The following is a 20,699-nucleotide window of genomic DNA, read 5'->3' as shown; positions in this document are numbered from 1 at the left end:
GGCCAGCAGCATCGCTCCCGTGTCAGGATCCCCTTCGAAGGGGGAATATCGAACGGCCAGCGGGCTGAAGTTACATCTCAGGTGTCGGCAAAGACACAGGTGAAGATCGCGCCGCCGCCGTCGGCGTTTTGGGCGGTGACGACGCCGCCGTGGGCCTCAACGAGGCTGCGAACAATTCCAAGGCCCAGCCCCGCCCCGCCCTCGGCGGAGCGCGACTTGCGCCAGAAGCGGTCGAAGATCCTGTCGATATCTTTGCCCGCAAGACCGGGGCCATGATCGCGGACAGACAGGCGCGCCCCGGGGCCGACGGTGACCTCGATCGGGCCTTCCGGAATGGCGTGATGGATTGCGTTTTCGATCAGGTTTCGCAGGGCCCTCGACAAGGCGTCGGGATGGCCGCGCAGCCTCGCCCCCCCAAGATTTGTCAGGCGGACATCATAGCCGGCCGCAAAGGCGTGCGGCGCGATCTGTCCAACGACCTGGGCCGCCAGAGCGGCGAGGTCGATATCCTGCGCATCGGTCAGTTCCAGGGCGTCGGCCTGAGCCATATCCAGCATCTGGTTGACCAGGCGGGTCATCGACTCCACCTCCTGGGCCAGGCGAGCCCTGCCAGGACTATCGGGTAACCCTTCGATCCGCAGCCTCAGAACCGAGAGCGGGGTGCGCAGTTCGTGGGCCGCGTCGGCGGTGAAGCCCTTGAGCAGGCCCATGGCTTGCTGCAGACGATCCAGCGCCCGGTTGACCGCCCCGACCAGGGCCACGACCTCGCGCGAGGCGTCCGGCTCGGATAGCCGCGCGTCCATCCGGCCCGGATCCAGGGCGTCGACCTGATGGGCCGCCAGCGAGAGAGGCTTGAGCAGGCGGCCGACGACCTGAACGTTGAAAAGCAGCAGGAGCAGCGTCAGCGGAATGAGCGGCAGGGCGACATGCTCGACCAGTTCCTGGCCGATGACGGGCCAATAGAGCCGATTTCCACGCGCCCTGGCGGTGATCGCGATCCAGCGGCGACCGCCTTTTCCCTCAAAGCGATGAACCCCGAAAATTAACGCGCCTTGAGGACTGGTTTCGCGCTGGGTCCAGTCCAGCATTCCCGCCGACGGCGCCTTGGACGCGCCAGCCAGATCACCAACCTTACCCACCAGGCGCTGCCTGTCGTCAAACACTTCAACCCGCCACGCGCTCACTCCGGCGGGCTTGGCAAGCTTGGCCAAGGCGACTGACGCCTCGTTCGATTTAAACCCGCCGGCCAGCAGGTGATCGGCGCGTTGCGCCTGCTGAGCAATAAAGTCCTCGGCCAGCGCCTGCTCATCATTGGCGTACATCGGCACGACGATCGCCACGTCGAGCAAGGCGAAGACGACGGCCAACAGCGTCAATCGCTGGGCGATCAGGGCAAAAAGACTCTGTCGACGATGCGCGCCGAACGCGGCCTCAGCCATGCGCGGAAGCCGCGTTTGATGGCGCCAGCAGGACATAGCCAACCCCGTGGGCGGTTCGCAGAATAACGTCCGCGCCTGCGCTCGCGAGGCGCTTACGCAGGCGCGAGACGGCCACCTCAAGGGCGTTGGGCGTCACCTCCGCATCCATGGCGTAGAGCTGATCTTCCAGGCTGGCCTTAGGGACGACCTGACCCGCCCGGCGCAACAGGTGTTCCAGCAAGGCCAGCTCCCGTGGGGTGATGGCTATGCCTGCGCCAGCCACCTGCAAGCTCCGGCCGGCGGTGTCCAGCGCGACATTGCCCGCGCTCAGGACCACGCCCAGGCAGGCGCCGGGGCGTCGCAAGAGGGCCCGGCAACGCGCCGCCAGCTCGGCGATATCGAACGGCTTGACCAGATAGTCATCGGCGCCGACGTCGAGCCCGGCGATCTTCTCGCCCAGGCCGCCGCGCGCGGTCAGGATCATGATCGGCACGACGTCGCGGTCGCGCCGCAAGCGCCGGACGAGATCTAGGCCATCACCGTCGGGCAGGCCAAGATCCAGCAGGATCAAATCGTAGGCCGCCAGTCCCCGCGCCTCCAGGCCCTCTTCCAGCGTCTCGCGCCAGTCGATGACGAAGCCCTCACGCCCAAGTCCTTCGACGATCAACTCGCCCAGTCGCGTATTGTCCTCAATCAGCAGCAGGCGCATGGCAGACGTCGCTTCCCTTCGGCGCGCGCTTGAAACCGTTGATCATCGACAGGACCAGGTTCTCGCGGTGGCGCCAGCTTTCGACAAGCGCCGCCAGAACGTGAACGATCGCCATGATCAAGATCACATTGGCCGCGCCTTCGTGCAGGGTTTCAAGCCATGGCTCGCCCCAGAAGGCGTCCAGCCCCATCATCCAGCCCGTGACGCCGCACGTCAGGACCAGGCCCATCAAGGCCAGCATCATCACCGCCCCCGCCGGGTTGTGCCCGACATAGCGCGGCTCACGGCCTCGCGACAGGGCGACCAGATAGGCCAGCAGACGTCGCGGACCGGGCGTGAAGTCGGAGAAGCGGGCATGTCGCGTGCCGATAAAGCCCCAGACCAGCCGGGTCACAACAGCGGCGAGTACGACATAGCCCACATAGCGGTGGACTGACTTGACCTCCCGCAGGACGGTCAGGTTGGCGATGCAGCCCAGGGCCAGTGTCCAATGAAAGAGGCGCACGAGCGGATCCCACACCTTGACGCGCGCCGGGGACGGTGGCGCCAAGGCGTCGGAAGCTGGAACGGCGTCGCCTGATGCTTGAGGCGACATCGGCGTCTAGTCCTCGTTGTCCTGAACGATCGCGCCCGAGACCGGGTTGAAATAGACCTCGGCCTTTTTGCCGGCCTTGTTCATCCCATAGATTTCGTAGCAGCTGCCGCTAACCTGGAAGACCTTGATCTTGGTGTAGCCCAGCGCGGCGATCTTGACCTTCATCTGGGCCTCGGTCAGCCACTTGGCCTTGGGCTCGGTCGTGCATTTGGGGCCAGCGACAGCGGCGCCGGCGATGGACAGGGTGGCGGCGGCGATCGTCGCCGAGATCAGAAATTTGCGCATGGGCTTTCTCCGTTGAGATCGGGAGCTGGAGCTCCTTGATCGCCAGGCTGACCGCAGCGACTGACGAAAACCTGACGGACATCAGATTTTTGGATCGCCTGGCCTGTCAGGTTTTCGTCAGGCCGCAGGCGGAGATTGCGCACAGCGCGATCCGCGCTCCCCGGAGACATCCCATGACCCTGACCAAGCTTCTGGCCGCCGCTGCGCTGACGGCCCTCGTCTCGACCGGCCCGGCCTTCGCCGCCGACGCTCTGTCGCCCCAGACCCGCGAGAACCTGCAGGCCGCCATGCATGGTGAGGCCTTCGCCAACCTCAAATATCTTCGCTACGCGGAGGTCGCTCGCGAAGGCGGCAATGAGGCCCTGGCCAAGCTGTTCGAAGACTCGGCCAATGTCGAAGCCAACGAGCATTTCGCACGTGAGGCCGACGCCCTGAAGCTGGATGGGACCAACACCGCCAACTTGCTCGACGCCATGGCCGGCGAAAAATATGAGAACAAGACCATGTACATTGGCTTCGCGGACCAGGCGGAAAAGGCCGGCGATCTGAAAGCCGCCGCCCTCTTTCGCCAGATCGCCGCCGACGAGGGCGACCACTATGCCCGCTACAAGGCCGCGCACGACCAGTTGGCTGGTCAATAATCTCCAAGCGCCTCGGCTGGATTCAGGCCGAGGCGGCCGCTTCGCGCGGAACGTCCGGTGAGGCGGCGAATTAAAGGCGCCTAGGCGGCCATTCCAGACGGCGATCTCATGCGAGATCGCCAGACGGTCGGACCCGAAAGGGGTTTGATCACTGGCAGGCCGCTGGCGGCGCTCGAACCTGATCCGTCCGCCGGCGCATCGCCTTCCCGACATGCTCCAGGATCACAGACAGCCCGCGCCCCTTGGCGCGACCATGTCACTACTCAACGCCAAGAAAGGACTGGTCATGCCGGTCATGACGCGCCTTCGGGCCTACCACGCCGTGCTCGCCGTCCTGGTGCTGGCGGCCTATTTCAGCAACGAATGGGGGGCTGTTCACGCCTGGCTTGGCTACGGCGTCGCGGCCGTGATCCTCTTGCGGGTTGTCATGGCCCTGACGGGCGCGCCCCAGCTGGGCCTCATGCGATTCTACCCGCAGATCCAGGGCCTCAAGCTCGACAACGCCTTCACCCATCCGGCCATCAGTCGGATCCTGCTGCTCGGAATCGCTGTCTGCCTGATCGGGGTAACCGGCACGGGCATCGCGATGGACCGCGGGCGAGCCCTCAAGTCCGCCTCAAGCCAAACAACCGCACCTATCGTGGCCCAAACGGAAAGAAGCGGCGAGCGCGAGGGAGATGAAGGTGAAGGTGAAGGTGAAGGTGATGAGGACGGCGAAGACAGCCCGCTTGGAGAAATCCACGAACTGCTCGGCAACGGCCTGATGCTGCTGGTGGCCGGCCATGTCACCTACCTGCTGCTCTTCAAACGCCCCCTGGCCCGGTTCATGGTCCTTGGCGCGCCCAAGTCACCCCCGAAATGAACCTCGAAGGCGCGCAAATCGCTCGCCGCGCCTCGCGCCGCACGACCGCCAGGACAACCCGATCATCCAGCGCTGCAACTTCACCCAGCAAGGCGTTGAACAGGTCTGAACCTCGCTACCGATCGGTCAACTGCGCGCTTCACCAATCGGCCACAGTGAGCGCCCCACAGATTAAATCATAGCCACCCGGCAAGCACGGTTTGCGGCTGATATTCTCGAGCCTCGTCTTCAGACATCCAGCGCCCGCGCGCGAAAGGCGCCGCGCCGGGCCCTCGGACGGCGAACTGCGAGAACCGCACGTCCTCGGGCTGCAGCATGGTGCGGGGATTGCCGTCGCGCCCGGTGTACCACATCTCCGTCCAGCCCTGCGGCGCGATATGATCGTCCATCCAGCAATTGAGAAACGCGCTCGCGCCGACGAAGCGGGGGTCGCCGTAACGCCCGTCATCAAACTGGCTGGACGGCCGCCAGGGCCGCCCCAGATAGACGCTACCAGGCGCGACGCCCGGTTCCCTGGTCAGACGGCAATTGTCGAAGACCAAGCCGTAGGGCTGATCGATCGGCGTGCTGGGAGCCACGATATAGCCGTCGACGGGATCAACAGGCCGCGGGCGCGAGCGAATTTCGCAGGTCTCGAACCACGCCGTGCCCGCGCCGAAAATGAAATCATAGCTCCCGGCGATGAGGCAGCGTTCGAACAGGCTGCGTCCGGCGTCCGGGAACAGGGTGTCCTGGTAGCTCAGGATATCAACCTGGGTCAGCCGGGCGCGGTCGCTGCCCTTGTCGAGCATCAAGGCCACCGCCTGGGGCCCTGCCCCATCATGCGAATGAAGGCCGCCGGGCTTGGTCATTTCAGCCAGGCCATCAAAGGCGTTCTGGATCGTCAGATCGCGCGCCGCGAAATCCGGCGCCCGGACAAACAGGGTCGGTGTGCGGAAGGTGCCCCAGCGCTTGCCATCTGGGGCGGTCAATCCTGAAGCGGCCAGATGACTGATGATCGACGCCTTGCGATCCTCGCCGACCAGATGAATGAACGGCTTGTCGATGACCGCCTGCTCATCCCAAAGCCCGCGCGTGATCAGGATGCGAAAGGGCCGGTCGCCATCGGCCGGCGCCGCCGCGACGGCCGCCGAAAGACGGGCATACGTCGGGGCCGAAAACCGCCGGGGGTCCTCCGGCCGTTTCAGCACGGCGTCATAAGAAGGCGTAGCCAAAGCCAGTCCCGGCGTCGCCAGCAGGGTTGCTCCGGCCAGGAGCCCACGTCGTGTCAGAGGAGCCATCCGCATCGAAGCCTCAAAGACAAAAAAGGCGGGCGCCGGCCGGGAAGACGGCCGACGCCCATATTCCTCGGGAGGAGGAAAACTTAGAACGAATACCGCAGTCCGAAATTGTACTGCCGACCCGTGTGCGAATAGACATAGACGCTGTCGCGCTGGCTGTCGGTGTACTGTTCGTTGAAGGTATCCGTCAGGTTCAGGCCTTCGAAGGTCAGCTTGAGACGGCTGTTGATCGCGTAAGACGCCGAGGCGTCCACCGTATAGGTGTCGCGCACCCCGTCGATGTCGTTGGTGCTGGTGCCGCTGGGCACGGCGGTCAGATACTTGTCGCGATAGGCGGCGGAGACGCGGGCGCTGAACTTGTCGTCCTCATAGTAAAGCGTGGCGTTGAAGGCGTTCTTCGAAAGGCCCACCAGATCGTTCTGCACGTACCCCGTGGCCGAGCGCGACGAGATATAGTCGATCTTGGACTTGACGATCGTGGCGTTGAGGATCGCGCCGGTGTTGCGCAAGAGCCCGGGAAGGAAACTGAAGGGCTGCTGATAGCTGACCTCGATCCCCTTGAGCGGTCCGCCCTTGGTGTTGACGGGGCGGCTGAACAGGAAGGTGTCGTTGGGCGACACGCCCAAGCCATCGAGCAAGCTGACCGGCAAACCCGAAGCGCTAAAGGGTTGCGAGGTCCTCGAGTTCTGGATGTAGCTTTCGATGTCCTTGTAGAACAGACCCACCGACAGCAGGGCGTCTTTGGCGAAGTACCATTCGGCCGACAGGTCGTAGGTGGTGGCCCGGATCGGATCCAGGTTTGGATTACCCGAACTGACGCTGAACACGCCCACGGTAGACAGGCTGCCGCCAGGGGTCAGGCTGCCCAGGTTGGGACGCGTCATGACCTTGGCGGCCCCGAAGCGCAGCAGGAAGTCTGGCGTGACCTCGGCCGTCAGGTTCAGGGCGGGCAGGACGTCGTCATACTCACGATCAACCGTGGCCTGCTGGGCCGCCCCCGCCACCAACTGATAGCCCGTCGAGCTCTGCTCGGTCTTCACATAGCGCACGCCCAAGTCGCCCCGAATGGGCACCACGAAGCGCTCGGTGTCAAAATCGAGCTGGACGTAGGCGGCGGTATCCTTTTCCTCGACGCTGCGGATGTTGCCGCGCGCATTGGAATTGCTGGCCCCGCTCAGTTCGAACAGGCCCTTGCCACTATAGATGTCGAACAGCTTGGCGAAGGCGTTGAGGTCCGGCGCAGCCCAGGTGGTGGGATAGCCGCCGCCGCCCAGGTTCTTGCCAAAGCCGGTGATCATCGTCGTCAGGCTGGCCAGGGTGACGCCCGCGGGCAGAGTCGGCACAACCGACTCATTGACCCGCGCCTGGGCCCAGGACCTGAACTTGTAGGTTTTGAAATTGACGCCGGCCTTCAGACGCAGGCTGTTCGTCAACTCATAGTCGCCGTCGAGCTGGGCGGTGCGGATCGTGTTGGTCACGCCCTGGGGTCGAAGGCGGATCTCCGATCGCGCCGCACCGAAATTGTAGGCCAACGGGTCTGTGACATCGAAGCCGAAGTTCATCGCCGGCAGGTTGGCGTTGTCCCGATAATCATACGAGAAGCCGTCGGCGTTCTCGCGATTGATGATCACGGTCGTCTGGATCGGGTTCTTGAAATCGGATTTTGAGAAGCCGACCAGGCCGGTGACCTTCAGCTTGTCGCCGAAGCGATGCTCGCCGGTGAAGGTAGCCTGGCTGTATTCGGTCTCCAGCACATCGTAGCGGGTCTCGCTCTCGACATCGACATCGTCAAACAGGCCATAGACCATATCGCCCTTGGCGTTGATCACGCCGTCGCGGACGATGATTTCGGGTCGCCCGCCCTGCGAGGCGTTTCGCGCGAAAGACAGGGCCTCCAGCCAGTTCTCGGTGCGGTTGGCCTTGAAGTCCGAATAGAGGATGTCGGCGCTGAACAGGGTGTTCTCGTCGGGCCGAAACTGCAGCGAAGTTGTCAAGCCCAGCCGCTCCTGCTCATGGGTCAGGCGACCATAGCGAGGGAAGCGCGGTGAGAAGGTGCTGGCAAGCTTTGCGTCGGTGAAGGTCGAGGCCGGGCTATAGCCGCCAGCCTCTGTGCCGTTCAGCCAGCCCCCCGAGCCGTGCCCTTCCTCCAGCAACTCGCGTTTGGTGTAGGCCAGCGAGACCAGGGCGCCGATCTTGCCATCGGCCCAGGTCGTGGACGCCAGGGCAGCAAACCGCGGGTCCCAGGATTTGGAGAGGTCATTATAGCCCTGCTGGGCCGAGATCACGAGGGTCGAGCCCTTGTAGTCGAACGGCCGGCCCGTCTGCAGGTCGACAGTGGCGCCCAGTGAGCCTTCCTCGGTCTGAGCCGAGGCGGTCTTGCGCACCGTGATGCTGTTGAACAGCTCCGAGGCGAACACGTTGAAGTCGAAGGCGCGGTTGCGGTTGGCGCCGCCCGAGCTGTCGGTGCCGCTGGCGGTGCTCTGCCCTTCGACGCCGTTGATGCGCACCCGGGTGAACTGCGGGCCCAGACCCCGTACGGTGATCTGCCGCCCCTCGCCAGCGTCACGGGCGATTGAGACGCCCGGCACGCGCTGGATGGATTCGGCGAGATTGGCGTCCGGGAAGTCGGCAATATCCTCGGCCTTGATGACGTCGATCACGCCATTGGCGCGCTTCTTGACGTTGATGGCGCTGCCCAGGCTGGCGCGAAAACCGGTGACCACCACCTCCTCGACCTCGGCGGCGACGTCCGGCTCTTGGGCAACAGACGGAATCGCCTGGACCAGAGCGACCGGCGCTGTCGAGGCCAACTGGATCGAAGCGCGCTGGCCGACGACCGCCGTGCGGCCGTCATTGGAGACCACGGTCAGGTCGGCTCCTCGCAGCAGCTGGGCAAGGCCGTCAGATACCGTATAGGCGCCGCGGACGCTATTGACGCGCTGGCCCCGCAGAGCGTCCTGGGGCGCCAGGATCTGCAGGTCGGCCTGCTTGCCAAATTGAGGAATGCCCGTGGCGGCCGATTGGGCCGCGATATCGAACTTGCGAGTCTGGGCCTGAGCTTGAGCGCTGACCAGCAGGGCCGAAACGCCCGCCGCCGCCATCAAGCCCATCTTGCCATAGTAGTATCGTGAATAACCCATACGACGCCCTCCCGTGTTTGTTTCGCCTGACGCTTCTTGGAGCGCCTGTTGATAGCGATGCGGAGGAAACCGGTTTCCGTCAGAGGACAACAAACTTTATTCGACGCCCTGCACCAGTATGGTGTCACCACGCACGGTAACCTGCCCGCCGAAGCTGGCGGCGGCGGCGCGAGCGAAACTTTCTGGATCGTTGGTACGAAACCAGCCGACCAGCTTCTCGTCGGCCAAGGCTTGGCCGACGATGACGATCTTGCGGCTGTTATAGCGATTGAACTCGGCGGCGGCCTCGCTGAAGGCGTCGCCGTCCAGGACAATCTGGCCATCCCGCCAGGCCAGGTGGCGATTGATCTCCAGGGCCGCGAGCGCGGGCGCCGTCGCGCCAGCCGCGTCGCTGGCGAAGGTTCGCTCCCCGGCCGATACCCGACGCGGCGGCTCGCCAGTCGCCTCGCTCCACACCTCGACAACGCCCTCGGTGACCAGAACTTCGCAACCGCCATCACGGCGGCGCACGGAGAAGGCTGTGCCGACCGCCCTCACCCGCACCGGCCCGCTCTCGACCACAAAAGGACGCTGCGCGTCCTTGGCGACCTCGAACCAGGCCTCCCCCTTGTCGAGCTTCACCTGGCGCAGGCGTGGCGACATGGCGACTTCCAACGCGGTGTTGGTGTTGATCGCCGCCATTGAACCATCGGCCAGCGGCACCCGGCGGATCTCGCCCAGGGCCGTGCCATAGCGGGCCGACAACAGGCGCGGGCCGACGATCACCGCCGCACAGGCCGCCGCCGCCGCGCCAAATCCCGCCAGCAGACCTCTGCGGCCGACGCGAAGTCGGGGTGGAGCCCCCGCCGGCGCGGTCCCAAGCGCCCGGGCCCGATCCATCAGGCTCCAGGCGGCCTCGGCGCGCGCGAAAGCGCCCCGCCGACGCGGGTCAGCGGCCAGCCAGACAGCCAAGGCGTCGCGATCATGCTCAGACAGGTCGCCCAGATCGGCGCGGACCACCCATCGGGCGGCCTGCGCCTCGATATCAGCGGCGCTTTCGCGATCGATCATGCTGCCCAGGTCTCCTCGCGGCCACGCCATCATTGCCTTCAGTTTCCGCGAGGGCGGCGAGGATTGCCCGCAACCCCCTTACGGATTCATTCTCGACCACATGCTCGGTGACCCCCATCCGGCGGGCAATCTCGCGCTGTGACAAACCCTCAATCTTGCGCATCTCAAAGATGCGCCGGCATCGCTCGGGCAAGGCGGCGATCAGCCGCTGAACCCGAGCCAATTCACGCCGACCACCGGCGATCCGCTCCGGCGACGGCTCGTCCAGTTCGACGTTCAGCGCGTCGATTTCCGTCACCGTATCGATCCGCACGACCCGCGCTCTTCGAAGTTGCTCGAGCGCTATGCTGCGCGCAGTCTGGAAGAAATAGGCGCGCGGGCTTTCGATGTGATCGATCGAGGCCAAGCTCGCCAGGCGGCAATAGGCCTCCTGGATGATGTCATCTGCGTCGCCTCCAGCGGCCAGGGACCGCCTTAGCCACGCGCGCACATCGGCCTCATGGGGCAAGACCTCCCGCCCCAGCCACGTCACGACACGCGCCCGCACATCCTGCAATCGGTTTCCTCGCCTGGCTCAGGGCCTTTCTTGAAGCGATGCACGGCGTCTGTGCTTCCGTCAAAATAAACCGATCAAATGACAGCCGCCTGTGCGCTCCGAATGGATCAGGTCTGGGTTTCCCACCCAATCTGACCTACTCCTGAAAGACCGGACCGGTTTGAGCCAGTTTGGGGGAGAACGCCTGCCGTAAGCGGATCGTAGCGGCCCCGTCACACGCGGAGGAAATGCCGCAGGACGTTGGCTCAAAGCGCACTCTAGCGTTTCTGAATGCCGAAGTTGGCGGCCTGAGGCGGTCATATGAGTACCGTGATGCACGCCCTGAGATGGGGAGTACACGCATACTGGCAGACCAACCCCTCGCGCCGCGGGCGCCTAGGACCTGGCGGAGCGGCCGCGCGATCTGACCGCTACAGGGCGCCGCGACGTCAAACGGAGAATCACGGTCTCGCGCTGTTGCTTTGCAAACCAGCGTCGCTGAAGCCTGCCCGGTGTTGGTGTGTCTTCACGAGACCGAAGTGAAACAGAGTCGCGCTGAAATCGTCGCTTTTGTCGGGGGTCAGATCTTGCCTCACGAGGCGGATGTTCGAGCCTGGTTGCGCGGGTCGGGCAGCTATCCCGCCGACATCGACGATATCATCCAGGAGACCTATTGCCGGCTGGCGGCGCTGGACAGGGTCAGCCACATCCTTAATGGTCGCGCCTATTTTTTCCGGACGGCGCGCAACATCGCCATCGAGAAAATACGTCGCGCCCGCATTGTTCGTATCGATTGCGTCACGGAAATCGACGCGCTGAACGTCGTAGATGAAGAACCCTCTCCCGAACGCATCGTCGCGGGGCGGCGCGAACTGCAGCGGGTGCAGCATCTGATCGAAGGGTTGCCCGAGCGTTGTCGACAGATCTTCACCCTGCGTCGGATCCATGGCCTGTCGCAGCGCGACGTGGCCGCGCGGCTCGGGGTGACCGAGAATGTCGTCGAGACACAGTCAATGCGGGGCTTGCGTTTAATTCTGCGAGCCTTAACGGAAGCCTCCAACAACGATAAAGCGCCAGCCGATAAAGGTCATGACCTCCACTCCATCCGCAAAAGAGATCGATGACGAGGCGGCCGACTGGGCTGCGCGCGTCGATGGTCGCGAACTGGATGCGGATCATGACGTCGAGCTCCAGGCCTGGCTGGCTGGCGACCCGCGCCGCGCGGGCGCGTTCCTGCGGGCCCAGGCCGCCATCAGTTTTCTGGACCGCGGACGGGCTCTGGCCGGCTCCGATCCGTCCGCCGGCCAAGCCCGGCGTCCAAACCGCCGAACCCTGCTGGCGGGCGCCGGCGGCGCCATGGCGGCAGCGGTGGCCGGCGGCGCGGTTTTCCTGACCACACGCCATCAGCGTCTCGACACCCAACTGGGCGAGATCCGTCGCGTTCCCCTTGCTGACGGCTCCCTGGTGGCGATCAACACGACTACCGCGCTTGACGTAACCCTCAAGCCCAAGTCGCGGCAGATTGCGCTGCATCGGGGCGAGGCGTGGTTCCAGGTCGCCAAGGACGCCCAGCGCCCCTTTGTCGTCTCGGCCGGCCGGGTGCGGGTGCGCGCCGTGGGCACCGCCTTCTCGGTGCGACGCGGTGGCGACGGCGTCGAGGTGATGGTCACCGAGGGCGTGGTCGAAACCTGGATCGAGGGGCAGGCTGGTCCGCGTCAGCGTCTGGGAGCCGGAAACCGCGTGCAACTGGCCGGCTTCAGCGCGCCTGTCGTGGCCGAGAGCCCGTCGCTGATCGAACGCAGCCTGGCCTGGCGCAACGGCGAGATCGCCCTGGACGGCGACAGCCTGGGCGACGCCGCCCGGCAGTTCAATCGCTACAATAGCCGCCAAATCATCATCGAGGACCCCGACCTGGCGCGCGAGCGCTTTGTGGGTCTGTTCCGCACCAACGAGCCGGAAAGCTTCGCCGCGGCCGTGGCGGCGACGATCGGCGCCAAGGTCAGCGAGGATGACAAGGTCATCCGATTGAGCCGCGCGCCCCTGTCGTAACCCCCCGGCGACGTCGTCCGCGTCGACGGCGACAACCTTCGCGCATCCGAAATGGGCGCCGGCGTTCGCGAATGGCGCGAAATCGAGCGTGTTCGACCGGGGGCGGATCATTCGCCCGATCCGACGCCGGAAATATCCCTGGCGTCCCTCGTCCTGTCAGAAGGCCGCGCTTGGCGGACTTCGTATCGATGGGGGATTGTCGATGAACGAATGGAAACGGGCCGCGAGCCGAAACCTGCTGTGCGCCGCGTCGGCGATGTGGGCGCTGAGCGCCGGGGCCGCCCTGGCCCAGGCTGTGCCATTCAAGATCGACTCCCAGCCGGCCGCGACGGGCATTCCCCAGTTCGCTCGCCAGGCCGGCGTTCAGATTCTGATCCAGGCCGAGGCGGCGCAGGGACGGCGCACCGCGCCGGTGCGCGGCGATCTGCCGGTGCCCGTGGCGCTGGACCGATTACTGGCGGGCACGGGGCTGGTGGTGGTTTCCAATGACGGCAAGACCATCATCCTGGCGCCGCCCCGCGCCGGCTTGGTCAAGGCCCGTTGGTCGGCCGGCGGCGGCGACGTGGCTCCGGCGGCCGTCGTGGCCGATCCGGTCGAGCCCGAGACGCCCAGCGTGATCGAGGAATTGATCGTCACCGGCACGCGCTCGACCTCGCGCACGGTGACCCAGAGCATGGCGCCGATCGATGTGCTGTCGGCCGCCGAACTGGCCAAGAGCGGCAAGCAGTCGACCCGCGACCTGATCTCGACCCTTGTGCCATCCGCCAATACGTCCAGCAGCGGCGCCGGCGCCAGCTTCGCGGTCAAGACCGTATCCCTGCGCGGCCTCAGCGCCGACCAGACCCTGGTTCTGGTCAACGGTAAGCGCCGACACAACACGGCCATCCTGTTCGTCAACGGCACGACCCAAAACGGTCAGTCGCCGCCCGACCTCGACCTGATCCCCGCCGCCTCGATCGAACGCATCGAGGTGCTGCGCGACGGCGCCTCGGCCCAGTATGGTTCCGACGCCCTGGCCGGGGTCATCAACATCATCCTCAAGGACGACGCCGAGGGCGGTTCAATGTCCGTCCTCTACGGTAAGACCGGAGAGGGCGACGGCGAGACGGGCCAGATCTCCGGCAATTTCGGCCTGAAGCTGGGTGAGAACGGCTATCTGAACCTGACTGGCGATGTCCGCATTGCCGATCCGACGGATCGCGGCGCTATCACGCCCAATACCACGGTGATGTACTTCCCGCTCAACGCACAGGGCCAACCGGTCAAGGTAGGTACGGCCGGCTCGACCCCCGACCCGCGCGAGGCCACGGCCGACCGTCATACCAGCCACCCCGGCTCGCCGGGCGTGCAGCTGTTCTCGGTCGGCTACAGCGCCGGCTCGCAGATCACCGACGACATCAAGCTCTACTCGTTCGGCACCTTCGCCAGCCGCAACACCGCAGCTTGGCTGACCTTCCGCAATCCGAACTCCTCGAACAATATCACCGCCGTAACGCCGGACGGCTACACCCCGCGCCTGTTCCTGAAGGATCGCGACTTCCAGGTGGCGGTGGGCGCCAAGGGCGCGGATGTGCTCGGTTTTGACTGGGATCTCAGCTCCACCTTCAGCCGCAACGATGTCGGCTACTATGAGAATGCGCTGAACGCCTCGATGGGCCCCGACAGCCCGACCCGTTTCTATATCGGCGCCTTGAAGTTCCAGGAGTGGACGACCAACCTTGACCTGACCCGGGAGCTGGACACCGGGCTGTTCGAACACCCGACCTTCCTGGCTCTGGGCGCTGAATATCGCGACGACCAGTTCCAGATCGAAGCCGGCGAGCCGGCCTCCTACATCAATGGCGGCTATGTCGCGCCGGCCGGCAGCCCTCAGGCCGGCGTCGTGTTCGCGGGCGGTTCGCAGGGCGTGACCGGTTTCCCGCCGTTCTCGGCCGGTGTCTTCTCGCGCAACAACACCAGCCTCTATGCCAATGTCGAACAGAAGCTGACTGACAAGTGGGAAATGGCTCTGGCGGGCCGCTTCGAACGGTATTCGGATTTCGGCGACGCCAAGACCTTCAAGCTCTCCAGCCGCTACGCCATCATCCCCGGCCTGGCGGTTCGCGGGACGGCCAGCACCGGCTTCCGCGCGCCGTCGCTGCAGCAACAGCACTACGCCTCGTCCAGCACCATCGGGGTCATCGTGCCGCCAGCCACCACCACCCAGCTGTATCCGGTGCAGTTGCTGCCGCCAGACAACCCTGCGGCCATCGCGCTGGGGGCCAAGCCGCTGGAGGCGGAGAAGTCGACCAACTATTCGATGGGCATCGTCGCCCAGCCGTTGCCGCGCATGAACGTCACGCTCGACGTCTATGAAATCAAGATCAAGAACCGCATCCTGCAAAGCGGAACGCTGGGTCCCAGCGCGGCGGTCAGCGCCGCCCTCGCCAGCCAGGGCCTCAACCCGCAGCAGGCGGCGTTCTACTACGGCAACTTCGCTGACACGACGACGCGCGGCGTGGATCTGGTGGCCGACTACCGGACCGACTTTGGCGACTTCGGCGCGGTGCGCTGGACGGTCTCGGCGAATTTCAACAAGAGCAAGTTCGACCGTATCGTCTCGCCGCCTGCGGCCCTGGCGGCGACCGGCATCGTCTATATCAACCGGGTGAAAGTGGGCGACCTGACGGTCGGCACCCCCAAGGACAAGTATATCGCCGGCGCGGACTGGACCTTGGGCAAGTTCAACACCAACCTGCGTCTGACCCGCTACGGCAAGGTGATCCAACGCAGCACGCTGGCGGCCAATGACGAAACGGTCAGCCCGAAACTCATCGCCGATATCGACATGAGCTACGCGGCCACTGAGCAGATCACCGTCAGCGTTGGGGCCAACAATCTGTTCGACGCCTATCCCGACAGCGTCAGGGCCGCCAACCGCGGCACGCCCGCCTTCGTCTACTACAATCAGTACTCCCCCTATGGGATCAGCGGCGGGTTCTATTACGCCCGGGTCGCCGCAACGTTCTAACCTTGGTTCGCTGGTCCGGGCCTGTGGCCCGGGCCGGCCTTTTTGGCGAGTAGACGCATGACGCAGGATCCCTCGAACGGCGTAAGCCGTCGTCGGTTGTTTTCCCTCGGCGGCGGGGCGATCGCCGTCACGGGTGCCGTCGCCCTTCTCCCTCCCCTGGAGGCCGCCGCTGCAACGGCGGTCAGCGACGACACCCGGTTCGCCACCGCCGTCGAGGGCACCAATATCTGCGCCGTCGTCTCGCCCGACGGCTCGACGGTGGCCTTCGACGTCTACGCCATGCTGTGGCTGCAGCCCCTCGCCGGAGGGCCGGTCAGACGCCTGACCGACGACATCTTCGAGATCGCCCAGCCCGACTGGTCGCCGGACGGCAAGACCCTGGTCTTCCAGTCCTATCGCGACGGCAATTTCCACATCTGGTCGATTGACGCGGATGGCGCCAATCTGAAGCAGCTGACCAAGGGCGCCTTCGACTGCCGCGAGCCCCGCTACAGCCCCGACGGCCGCAGAATCGCCTTCGCATCCGACCGCGACGGCGGCCGCTACAGCATCCAGATCCTTGACCTGGCGACCGGCGCGGTCACGCTGTTCAGCAACGGAACCACGGACGAGTTCGAGCCGTCATGGTCGCCCGACGGCAAGGCCATCGCCTTCACCGTCGACAAGGTTCGCATCGACGTCCAGGACGCCGCCGGCGCGCGGCGCACCGTGGCGAACGTCAAGCCTTCAGGCGACCGCTTCAACGCCGCCTCGGTCGCCAGTCCCGCGTTCACGCCAGACGGCTCGGACGTGATCTACACCGCCATAGAGGGAGGACGGGCCGAGCTACGCAGCGCGGCTTCCGGCGTGATCGTCAGGGATGAGGATGTCTTCCCGTTCCGCGTCTCGTGGCTGCCCACGGGCGAGTTCGTGTACGCCGCCGATGGCAAGATCCGTCGCCGCAAGCCGGGCGGACCGGCCCAGACCATCGCCTTCTCGGTCACCGTGCCGGTGATCCGTCCGCGCTACGACAAGAAGAGCCGCGACTTCCTGTCGGCCAAATCCCGGCCGGTGGTCGGTATCGGCAGTCCGGCCCTGTCGCCGGACGGAACCCGGATCGTGTTCCGGGCTCTCAACGACCTCTATCTGCTGCCGATCGGCGGCAAGGCCGCACCCCTCACCAGGGACCCGTTCAGCAAGGTTGATCCGGCCTGGTCGCCTGACGGCAAGACCCTGGCCTATTCCACCGACAAGGGGGGCAGTCTCGATATCTGGCTGCGCGACATGGCCAGCGGTGAGGCCCGCCAGCTGACCCATTTCGACGGCGCGGCGGTGTCCAGCGCCTGGTCGCGCGACGGCAAGAGCCTCGCCTTCCTCAGCCAGAACGGCGGCCTGTTCATCGCCGACGCCATGACCGGCGAGACGCGCCGCCTCTATGCCGACCTGTGGGAGCCCGGCAAGCCGACCTGGGGCCCCGGCGACAAGACCATCGCCTATGCCGCCTTCAAGCCCTATTCCGCTCGCTTCCGTGAGGGCCTCAGCGAGATCCTCACGGTCGATGTCGAGACCGGCAAGGGGACCTATGCGCCGGTCCTGCCGCATCGCTCGCTGGGCACGCGCGGCGACGACGGCCCCGTCTGGTCGCCGGACGGCGCCAACCTCGCCTTCGTCTTCGCCAGCCGTCTTCACGTCGCGCCCGTCGACGCTGCCGGCAAATTCACCGGACCGCCCAGGCCGCTCAATGACGAGGTCACGGACGCCGTCAGCTACGGCGGCGACGGCAAGCTGCTGCTCTACATCTCGGCCGGTCAGCTGAAGCTGATCCCGGCCGCCGGCGGCGCGCCGCGCGTTGTGCCGCACGGCCTGACCTGGACCAGCCTCAAGCCCAAGGACCGTATCCTGGTCCAGGCCGGCAAGCTGTGGGACGGCCGCTCGCCCGAGTTGCGCCACAACGTCGACGTGCTGATCGAGGGCGGCAAGATCGTCTCGGTTTCGTCGCGCGGCGCGACCGTCCCTGACGGCGTTCAGGTGGTCGACGCAGGGGCCTTCACGATGATGCCCGGCCTGATCGATATGCACACCCACCGTCAGATGCAGGGCTATGGCTATGGCGACCGCGAGGGTCGGCTGTGGCTGTCGCTGGGGGTGACCACCACCCGCTCGCCCGGCGGACCGGCCTATCACACGGTCGAGGACCAGGAAGCGATCGAGGCCGGGGCTCGCGTCGGCCCGCGCTACTACGCCACCGGCGAGGCCATCGACGGCTCGCGGATCTTCTACAACTTCATGCGGCCGGTGACCGAGCCGGGTCAGATGGCGCTGGAGATGAAGCGGGCCGAGGCCCTGTCCTACGACCTGATCAAGACCTATGTCCGCCTGTCGGGTGAGCGCCAGAAGGAGGTTGTCGACTGGGCGCACGCCAAGGGCCTGCCCCTGACGTCGCACTATCACTATCCGGCCCTGGCCCTGGGCATGGACGGTATGGAGCATCTGGGGGCGACCAGCCGCACCGGCTATTCGCGAACCGTCAGCGCGCTGGGAAACATCTATCAGGACGTCAATGCGGCCTTCTTGGCCAGCAAGGCCGCCCGCACCCCGACCCTGTTCACCTCTACGGCCCTGTTTGGCGATGATCGCTCGCTGGTCGACGATGAGCGCGTCCGCGCCCTCTATCCGCCGTGGGAATATGCCCGCCTTCTGGAGCGCGCCAAGCTGATGGCGGCGGCCGACCGCACGACCATTCTGGCCTCGCTGGAGCGCAATATCGCCGAAGTGGCGCGCACCGTCCGCGCCGGCGGCCGTATCGTCACCGGCACCGACTCGCCGATCGACTTCAACGCCGTCAGCCTGCACATGAACCTGCGGGCCATGGTGCGCTTTGGCATGTCGCCGTTTGAGGCCCTTGTCACCGCCACCAGCGCCTCGGCCGACTATCTCGACGAGCCGCTGGGTGTGGTCGCGCCTGGCGCCTATGCCGACCTGATTGTCGTAGACGGTGATCCCCTGGCCAGGATCGAGGACGCCGCGAAGGTCCAGACGGTGATCAAGCACGGTCAGATCTATACAATCGCCGACCTGATCGCGCCCTTCACGCCTCACGCCATGCACGCGTCCCTGAGCCAGCAGCGGCGTTTCGTTTGCGAGGCCAGCGCGGACTATTGGTGGCACGAACCCGCCTATCTGGCTCAAGCGAAGGCCTCGTGTTGCGATGGGGCCTGCGGGTTCACGCCAGATCGTGGCTCCTGGGTCTAGACAGGTTCCCTTCCAGGGCGTTGTGGTGGTTTGACCTGCTCCTGAAAAACTGGACCAGTTTGAGCTAGAATTTTCTCGTTTTGCGGCATGGGCCACGGAGCGAGGAGCGACCATGAGCCGAAGGCCGGCGAAGCCAACAAGTCGAAGTTCAGTGAGGCGCAGATCGTCGGGATGCTGCGGGAGAACGAGGCTGGGGCGGACGTCCGCGCCCATGACGCGGCTCCGCAGACGAGACATGTCGTCATACTGTCTTCGGGATCTTCTAAGGAAGGCTCCAGCTAGCCGCCTTCCACCCGGGTCCGACCAAATGATATGGCTCCGCGAGTTCGATCATTGGTTCATCGACCAAATCCTGCCCTACGAGCGGCAGTATCTGAAGTTGGCGCGCCGACTGACCGGCGATTTCGACGAAGCCGCAGATCTCGTGCAGGACGCCTATGCCCGCGTGTTCTCGCATCCTGGCGCGCGGCAGGCGGCCAATCCACGCGCCTACGTGCTTCAGGTCGTGCGTAATCTTGGCATTCAGAGACTTCGTCGCGCGCGTATCGTCTCCATAGATAACGTTGCGGCTGTTGAAGACCTGCAACACGCCGATCTGGCGGTCGACGCTCTCGACCAACTGTCAGATCGGGACGAATTGCGCCGCCTGATCGCTGCGATCCAAAAGCTTCCACCACAGGCCCGCCGGGTCGTGATAATGCGACGCTTCGACGGGATGTCGCCCAAGGCCGTAGCGGCGCGGCTGGGCATAAGCGTCTCTACTATGGAGAAGCATCTCGCCAAGGGCTTGAGCCTGTTGGCGCAAATGCTGGACGCGGCGGAAATGGCGGAGGATCCCGCCGCTGGAGAACGTGAGACCGGATGGAGCCGCAGGACCAAGGCGACCACGGGGCGATAAGGGACCAGGCTAGTCTCTGGCTGGCGCAACTCGACTCTGGTTCGGCAGATGTGGAGGCCTTCGAGCGCTGGCGCGAGGCCGATCCGGCCCATGCGGCGGCCTTCGCCAAGGCCTCGCGACTGTGGATGAGGCTGGGCCAGACCAGGACATCCCTGGACATTCCCAAAAGCGCCATGTCGCCGCCGCCGTCTCGTCGCGCCTTCCTGCGCGCCGCGAGCCTGATCGGCGGCGCGAGCGTCATTGGCGCCGGCGCCTTCGCGTCCAAGACCTTCGCAAAATCGACGGCAAGCACCCGTCCTGGCGAGCGGCGGAGGGTGACCGTCGGCGATGGCGTCGTCATCGATCTGAACACCGATAGCAAGGTGTCCTGGCGCCAAAGCCAGGGCGCGCCGTGCATTTGGCTCGATCGTGGCGAAGCGGTCGTGACGGTTGACGCGGCCTCACATGCGCCTTGTGTTCTCAAGGCCGGCGAGGTGACCGTCGATCTGAGCGCTGGCGAATTCAACGCCCGGCTCAGGGGCGGTTCGCTCAACCTCCTGGTGCTGCAAGGCGCCGGAGCGCTTCGACCATCCCAGACAGGCCATGGGCCGGCCGCCCGTTTCGAGCGCGGTCAGAGCGTGGTGGCGACAGCATCCGATACCTTTATACAGAAGGCCTCGACAGAGTCGCTCGACGCGGTCTCGGCCTGGCGGCGCGGCGAGATTGTCTTCCAGGGCGCGCCCTTGGGGGCGGTCGTGGAAGACTATAATCGCTATCTGACCCAGAAGCTGGTGATAGCCGATCCCGAGCTTAGCAAGCTGCGTCTGGGCGGGCGTTTCACCAATTCGGACCCCACCGATTTTCTCGACACTCTGCGCTCCAGCTTCGGCGTGCGGGCGGTCGACGCGGGCGACAACACCATCATGTTGACCCGCGCCGAATAAATTTCGCGCTCGGCATAGAGCTTGGCCAAAGCTCAAGCGTCTCTATGGCGCAGCCTGCCCATTCGGGGGTTGA

Annotated in this window: 16 protein-coding genes; 8 read left to right on the top strand and 8 right to left on the bottom strand. The window is 65.4% G+C overall.

The genetic code is table 11. The features are described 5' to 3' along the window. Positions 1-77: 77 nt before the first annotated feature. The 4 genes from ACW18B_RS11440 to ACW18B_RS11425 are packed head-to-tail and all read right to left on the bottom strand — an operon-like array spanning position 78 to position 3,007. A complete protein-coding gene (locus ACW18B_RS11440) occupies positions 78-1,439 on the bottom strand; it encodes a sensor histidine kinase (RefSeq protein WP_492047174.1) in 1,362 nt (453 codons plus the stop codon). Further along, positions 1,432-2,127 (bottom strand): response regulator, encoded by a 696-nt coding sequence (locus ACW18B_RS11435; RefSeq protein ID WP_492047173.1) that lies wholly within the window; start codon positions 2,125-2,127, stop codon positions 1,432-1,434. The genes ACW18B_RS11440 and ACW18B_RS11435 overlap by 8 nt, the downstream gene beginning before the upstream one ends. Beyond that, positions 2,108-2,722 (bottom strand): cytochrome b/b6 domain-containing protein, encoded by a 615-nt coding sequence (locus ACW18B_RS11430; RefSeq protein ID WP_492047172.1) that lies wholly within the window; start codon positions 2,720-2,722, stop codon positions 2,108-2,110. Before ACW18B_RS11430 ends, ACW18B_RS11435 begins: the two co-directional genes overlap by 20 nt. 6 nt (positions 2,723-2,728) lie before the next feature. Beyond that, the gene (locus ACW18B_RS11425; protein WP_492047171.1) at positions 2,729-3,007 is read right to left on the bottom strand and encodes a PepSY domain-containing protein; all 279 of its coding nucleotides are present in this window, start codon (positions 3,005-3,007) and stop codon (positions 2,729-2,731) included. Positions 3,008-3,180: 173 nt separating this feature from the next. Here ACW18B_RS11425 and ACW18B_RS11420 point away from each other — a divergent pair, with 173 nt between their 5' ends. Both ACW18B_RS11420 and ACW18B_RS11415 read left to right on the top strand, forming a co-directional pair. Further along, positions 3,181-3,648, top strand: coding sequence for a ferritin family protein (locus tag ACW18B_RS11420; protein ID WP_492047170.1), 468 nt, complete (start codon positions 3,181-3,183; stop codon positions 3,646-3,648). Between the two features lie 211 nt (positions 3,649-3,859). Next, complete coding sequence (locus ACW18B_RS11415; RefSeq protein WP_492047169.1) at positions 3,860-4,510, top strand: cytochrome b/b6 domain-containing protein; 651 nt, start codon at positions 3,860-3,862, stop codon at positions 4,508-4,510. 176 nt (positions 4,511-4,686) lie between these two features. On the opposite strand, the gene ACW18B_RS11410 is transcribed toward ACW18B_RS11415, so the two are convergent. The 4 genes from ACW18B_RS11410 to ACW18B_RS11395 all read right to left on the bottom strand — a co-directional run bounded on the left by ACW18B_RS11410 (position 4,687) and on the right by ACW18B_RS11395 (position 10,536). After that, positions 4,687-5,796, bottom strand: coding sequence for a pectinesterase family protein (locus ACW18B_RS11410; RefSeq protein WP_492047168.1), 1,110 nt, complete (start codon positions 5,794-5,796; stop codon positions 4,687-4,689). A 77-nt stretch (positions 5,797-5,873) separates the two neighbouring features. Further along, a complete protein-coding gene (locus ACW18B_RS11405) occupies positions 5,874-8,930 on the bottom strand; it encodes a TonB-dependent receptor (RefSeq protein WP_492047167.1) in 3,057 nt (1,018 codons plus the stop codon). Positions 8,931-9,026: 96 nt separating this feature from the next. Beyond that, on the bottom strand, positions 9,027-9,980 hold the full coding sequence (locus tag ACW18B_RS11400) for a FecR family protein (protein WP_492047166.1): 954 nt from the start codon (positions 9,978-9,980) through the stop codon (positions 9,027-9,029). Beyond that, entirely contained in the window at positions 9,955-10,536 is a 582-nt protein-coding gene (locus ACW18B_RS11395) for an RNA polymerase sigma factor (protein ID WP_492047165.1), read from the bottom strand. Before ACW18B_RS11395 ends, ACW18B_RS11400 begins: the two co-directional genes overlap by 26 nt. Positions 10,537-10,997: 461 nt before the next feature. On the opposite strand from ACW18B_RS11395, the gene ACW18B_RS11390 reads away from it, so the two are divergent. The 6 genes from ACW18B_RS11390 (at position 10,998) to ACW18B_RS11365 (ending at position 20,626) form a co-directional block, all read left to right on the top strand. After that, the gene (locus ACW18B_RS11390; RefSeq protein ID WP_492047164.1) at positions 10,998-11,639 is read left to right on the top strand and encodes an RNA polymerase sigma factor; all 642 of its coding nucleotides are present in this window, start codon (positions 10,998-11,000) and stop codon (positions 11,637-11,639) included. Beyond that, on the top strand, positions 11,605-12,564 hold the full coding sequence (locus tag ACW18B_RS11385; protein ID WP_492047163.1) for a FecR family protein: 960 nt from the start codon (positions 11,605-11,607) through the stop codon (positions 12,562-12,564). The genes ACW18B_RS11390 and ACW18B_RS11385 overlap by 35 nt, the downstream gene beginning before the upstream one ends. 202 nt (positions 12,565-12,766) lie before the next feature. Further along, positions 12,767-15,574 carry a TonB-dependent receptor domain-containing protein gene (locus tag ACW18B_RS11380; protein ID WP_492047162.1) on the top strand — a complete coding sequence of 936 codons (2,808 nt, stop codon included), beginning with the start codon at positions 12,767-12,769 and terminating at the stop codon, positions 15,572-15,574. A 57-nt stretch (positions 15,575-15,631) separates the two neighbouring features. After that, on the top strand, positions 15,632-18,805 hold the full coding sequence (locus ACW18B_RS11375; RefSeq protein WP_492047161.1) for a DPP IV N-terminal domain-containing protein: 3,174 nt from the start codon (positions 15,632-15,634) through the stop codon (positions 18,803-18,805). A gap of 307 nt (positions 18,806-19,112) precedes the next feature. Continuing rightward, positions 19,113-19,703: an RNA polymerase sigma factor gene (locus tag ACW18B_RS11370; RefSeq protein WP_492047160.1), complete on the top strand. Its 591-nt coding sequence runs from the start codon at positions 19,113-19,115 to the stop codon at positions 19,701-19,703. Beyond that, entirely contained in the window at positions 19,667-20,626 is a 960-nt protein-coding gene (locus tag ACW18B_RS11365) for a FecR family protein (protein WP_492047159.1), read from the top strand. The genes ACW18B_RS11370 and ACW18B_RS11365 overlap by 37 nt, the downstream gene beginning before the upstream one ends. The last annotated feature ends 73 nt before the right edge of the window (positions 20,627-20,699 follow it).

This window comes from Caulobacter sp. FV2ps19 (assembly GCF_058681035.1).
The sequence above is the reverse complement of the archived record's forward strand: the minus strand, read 5'-3'. Positions and strand labels throughout refer to the sequence as shown.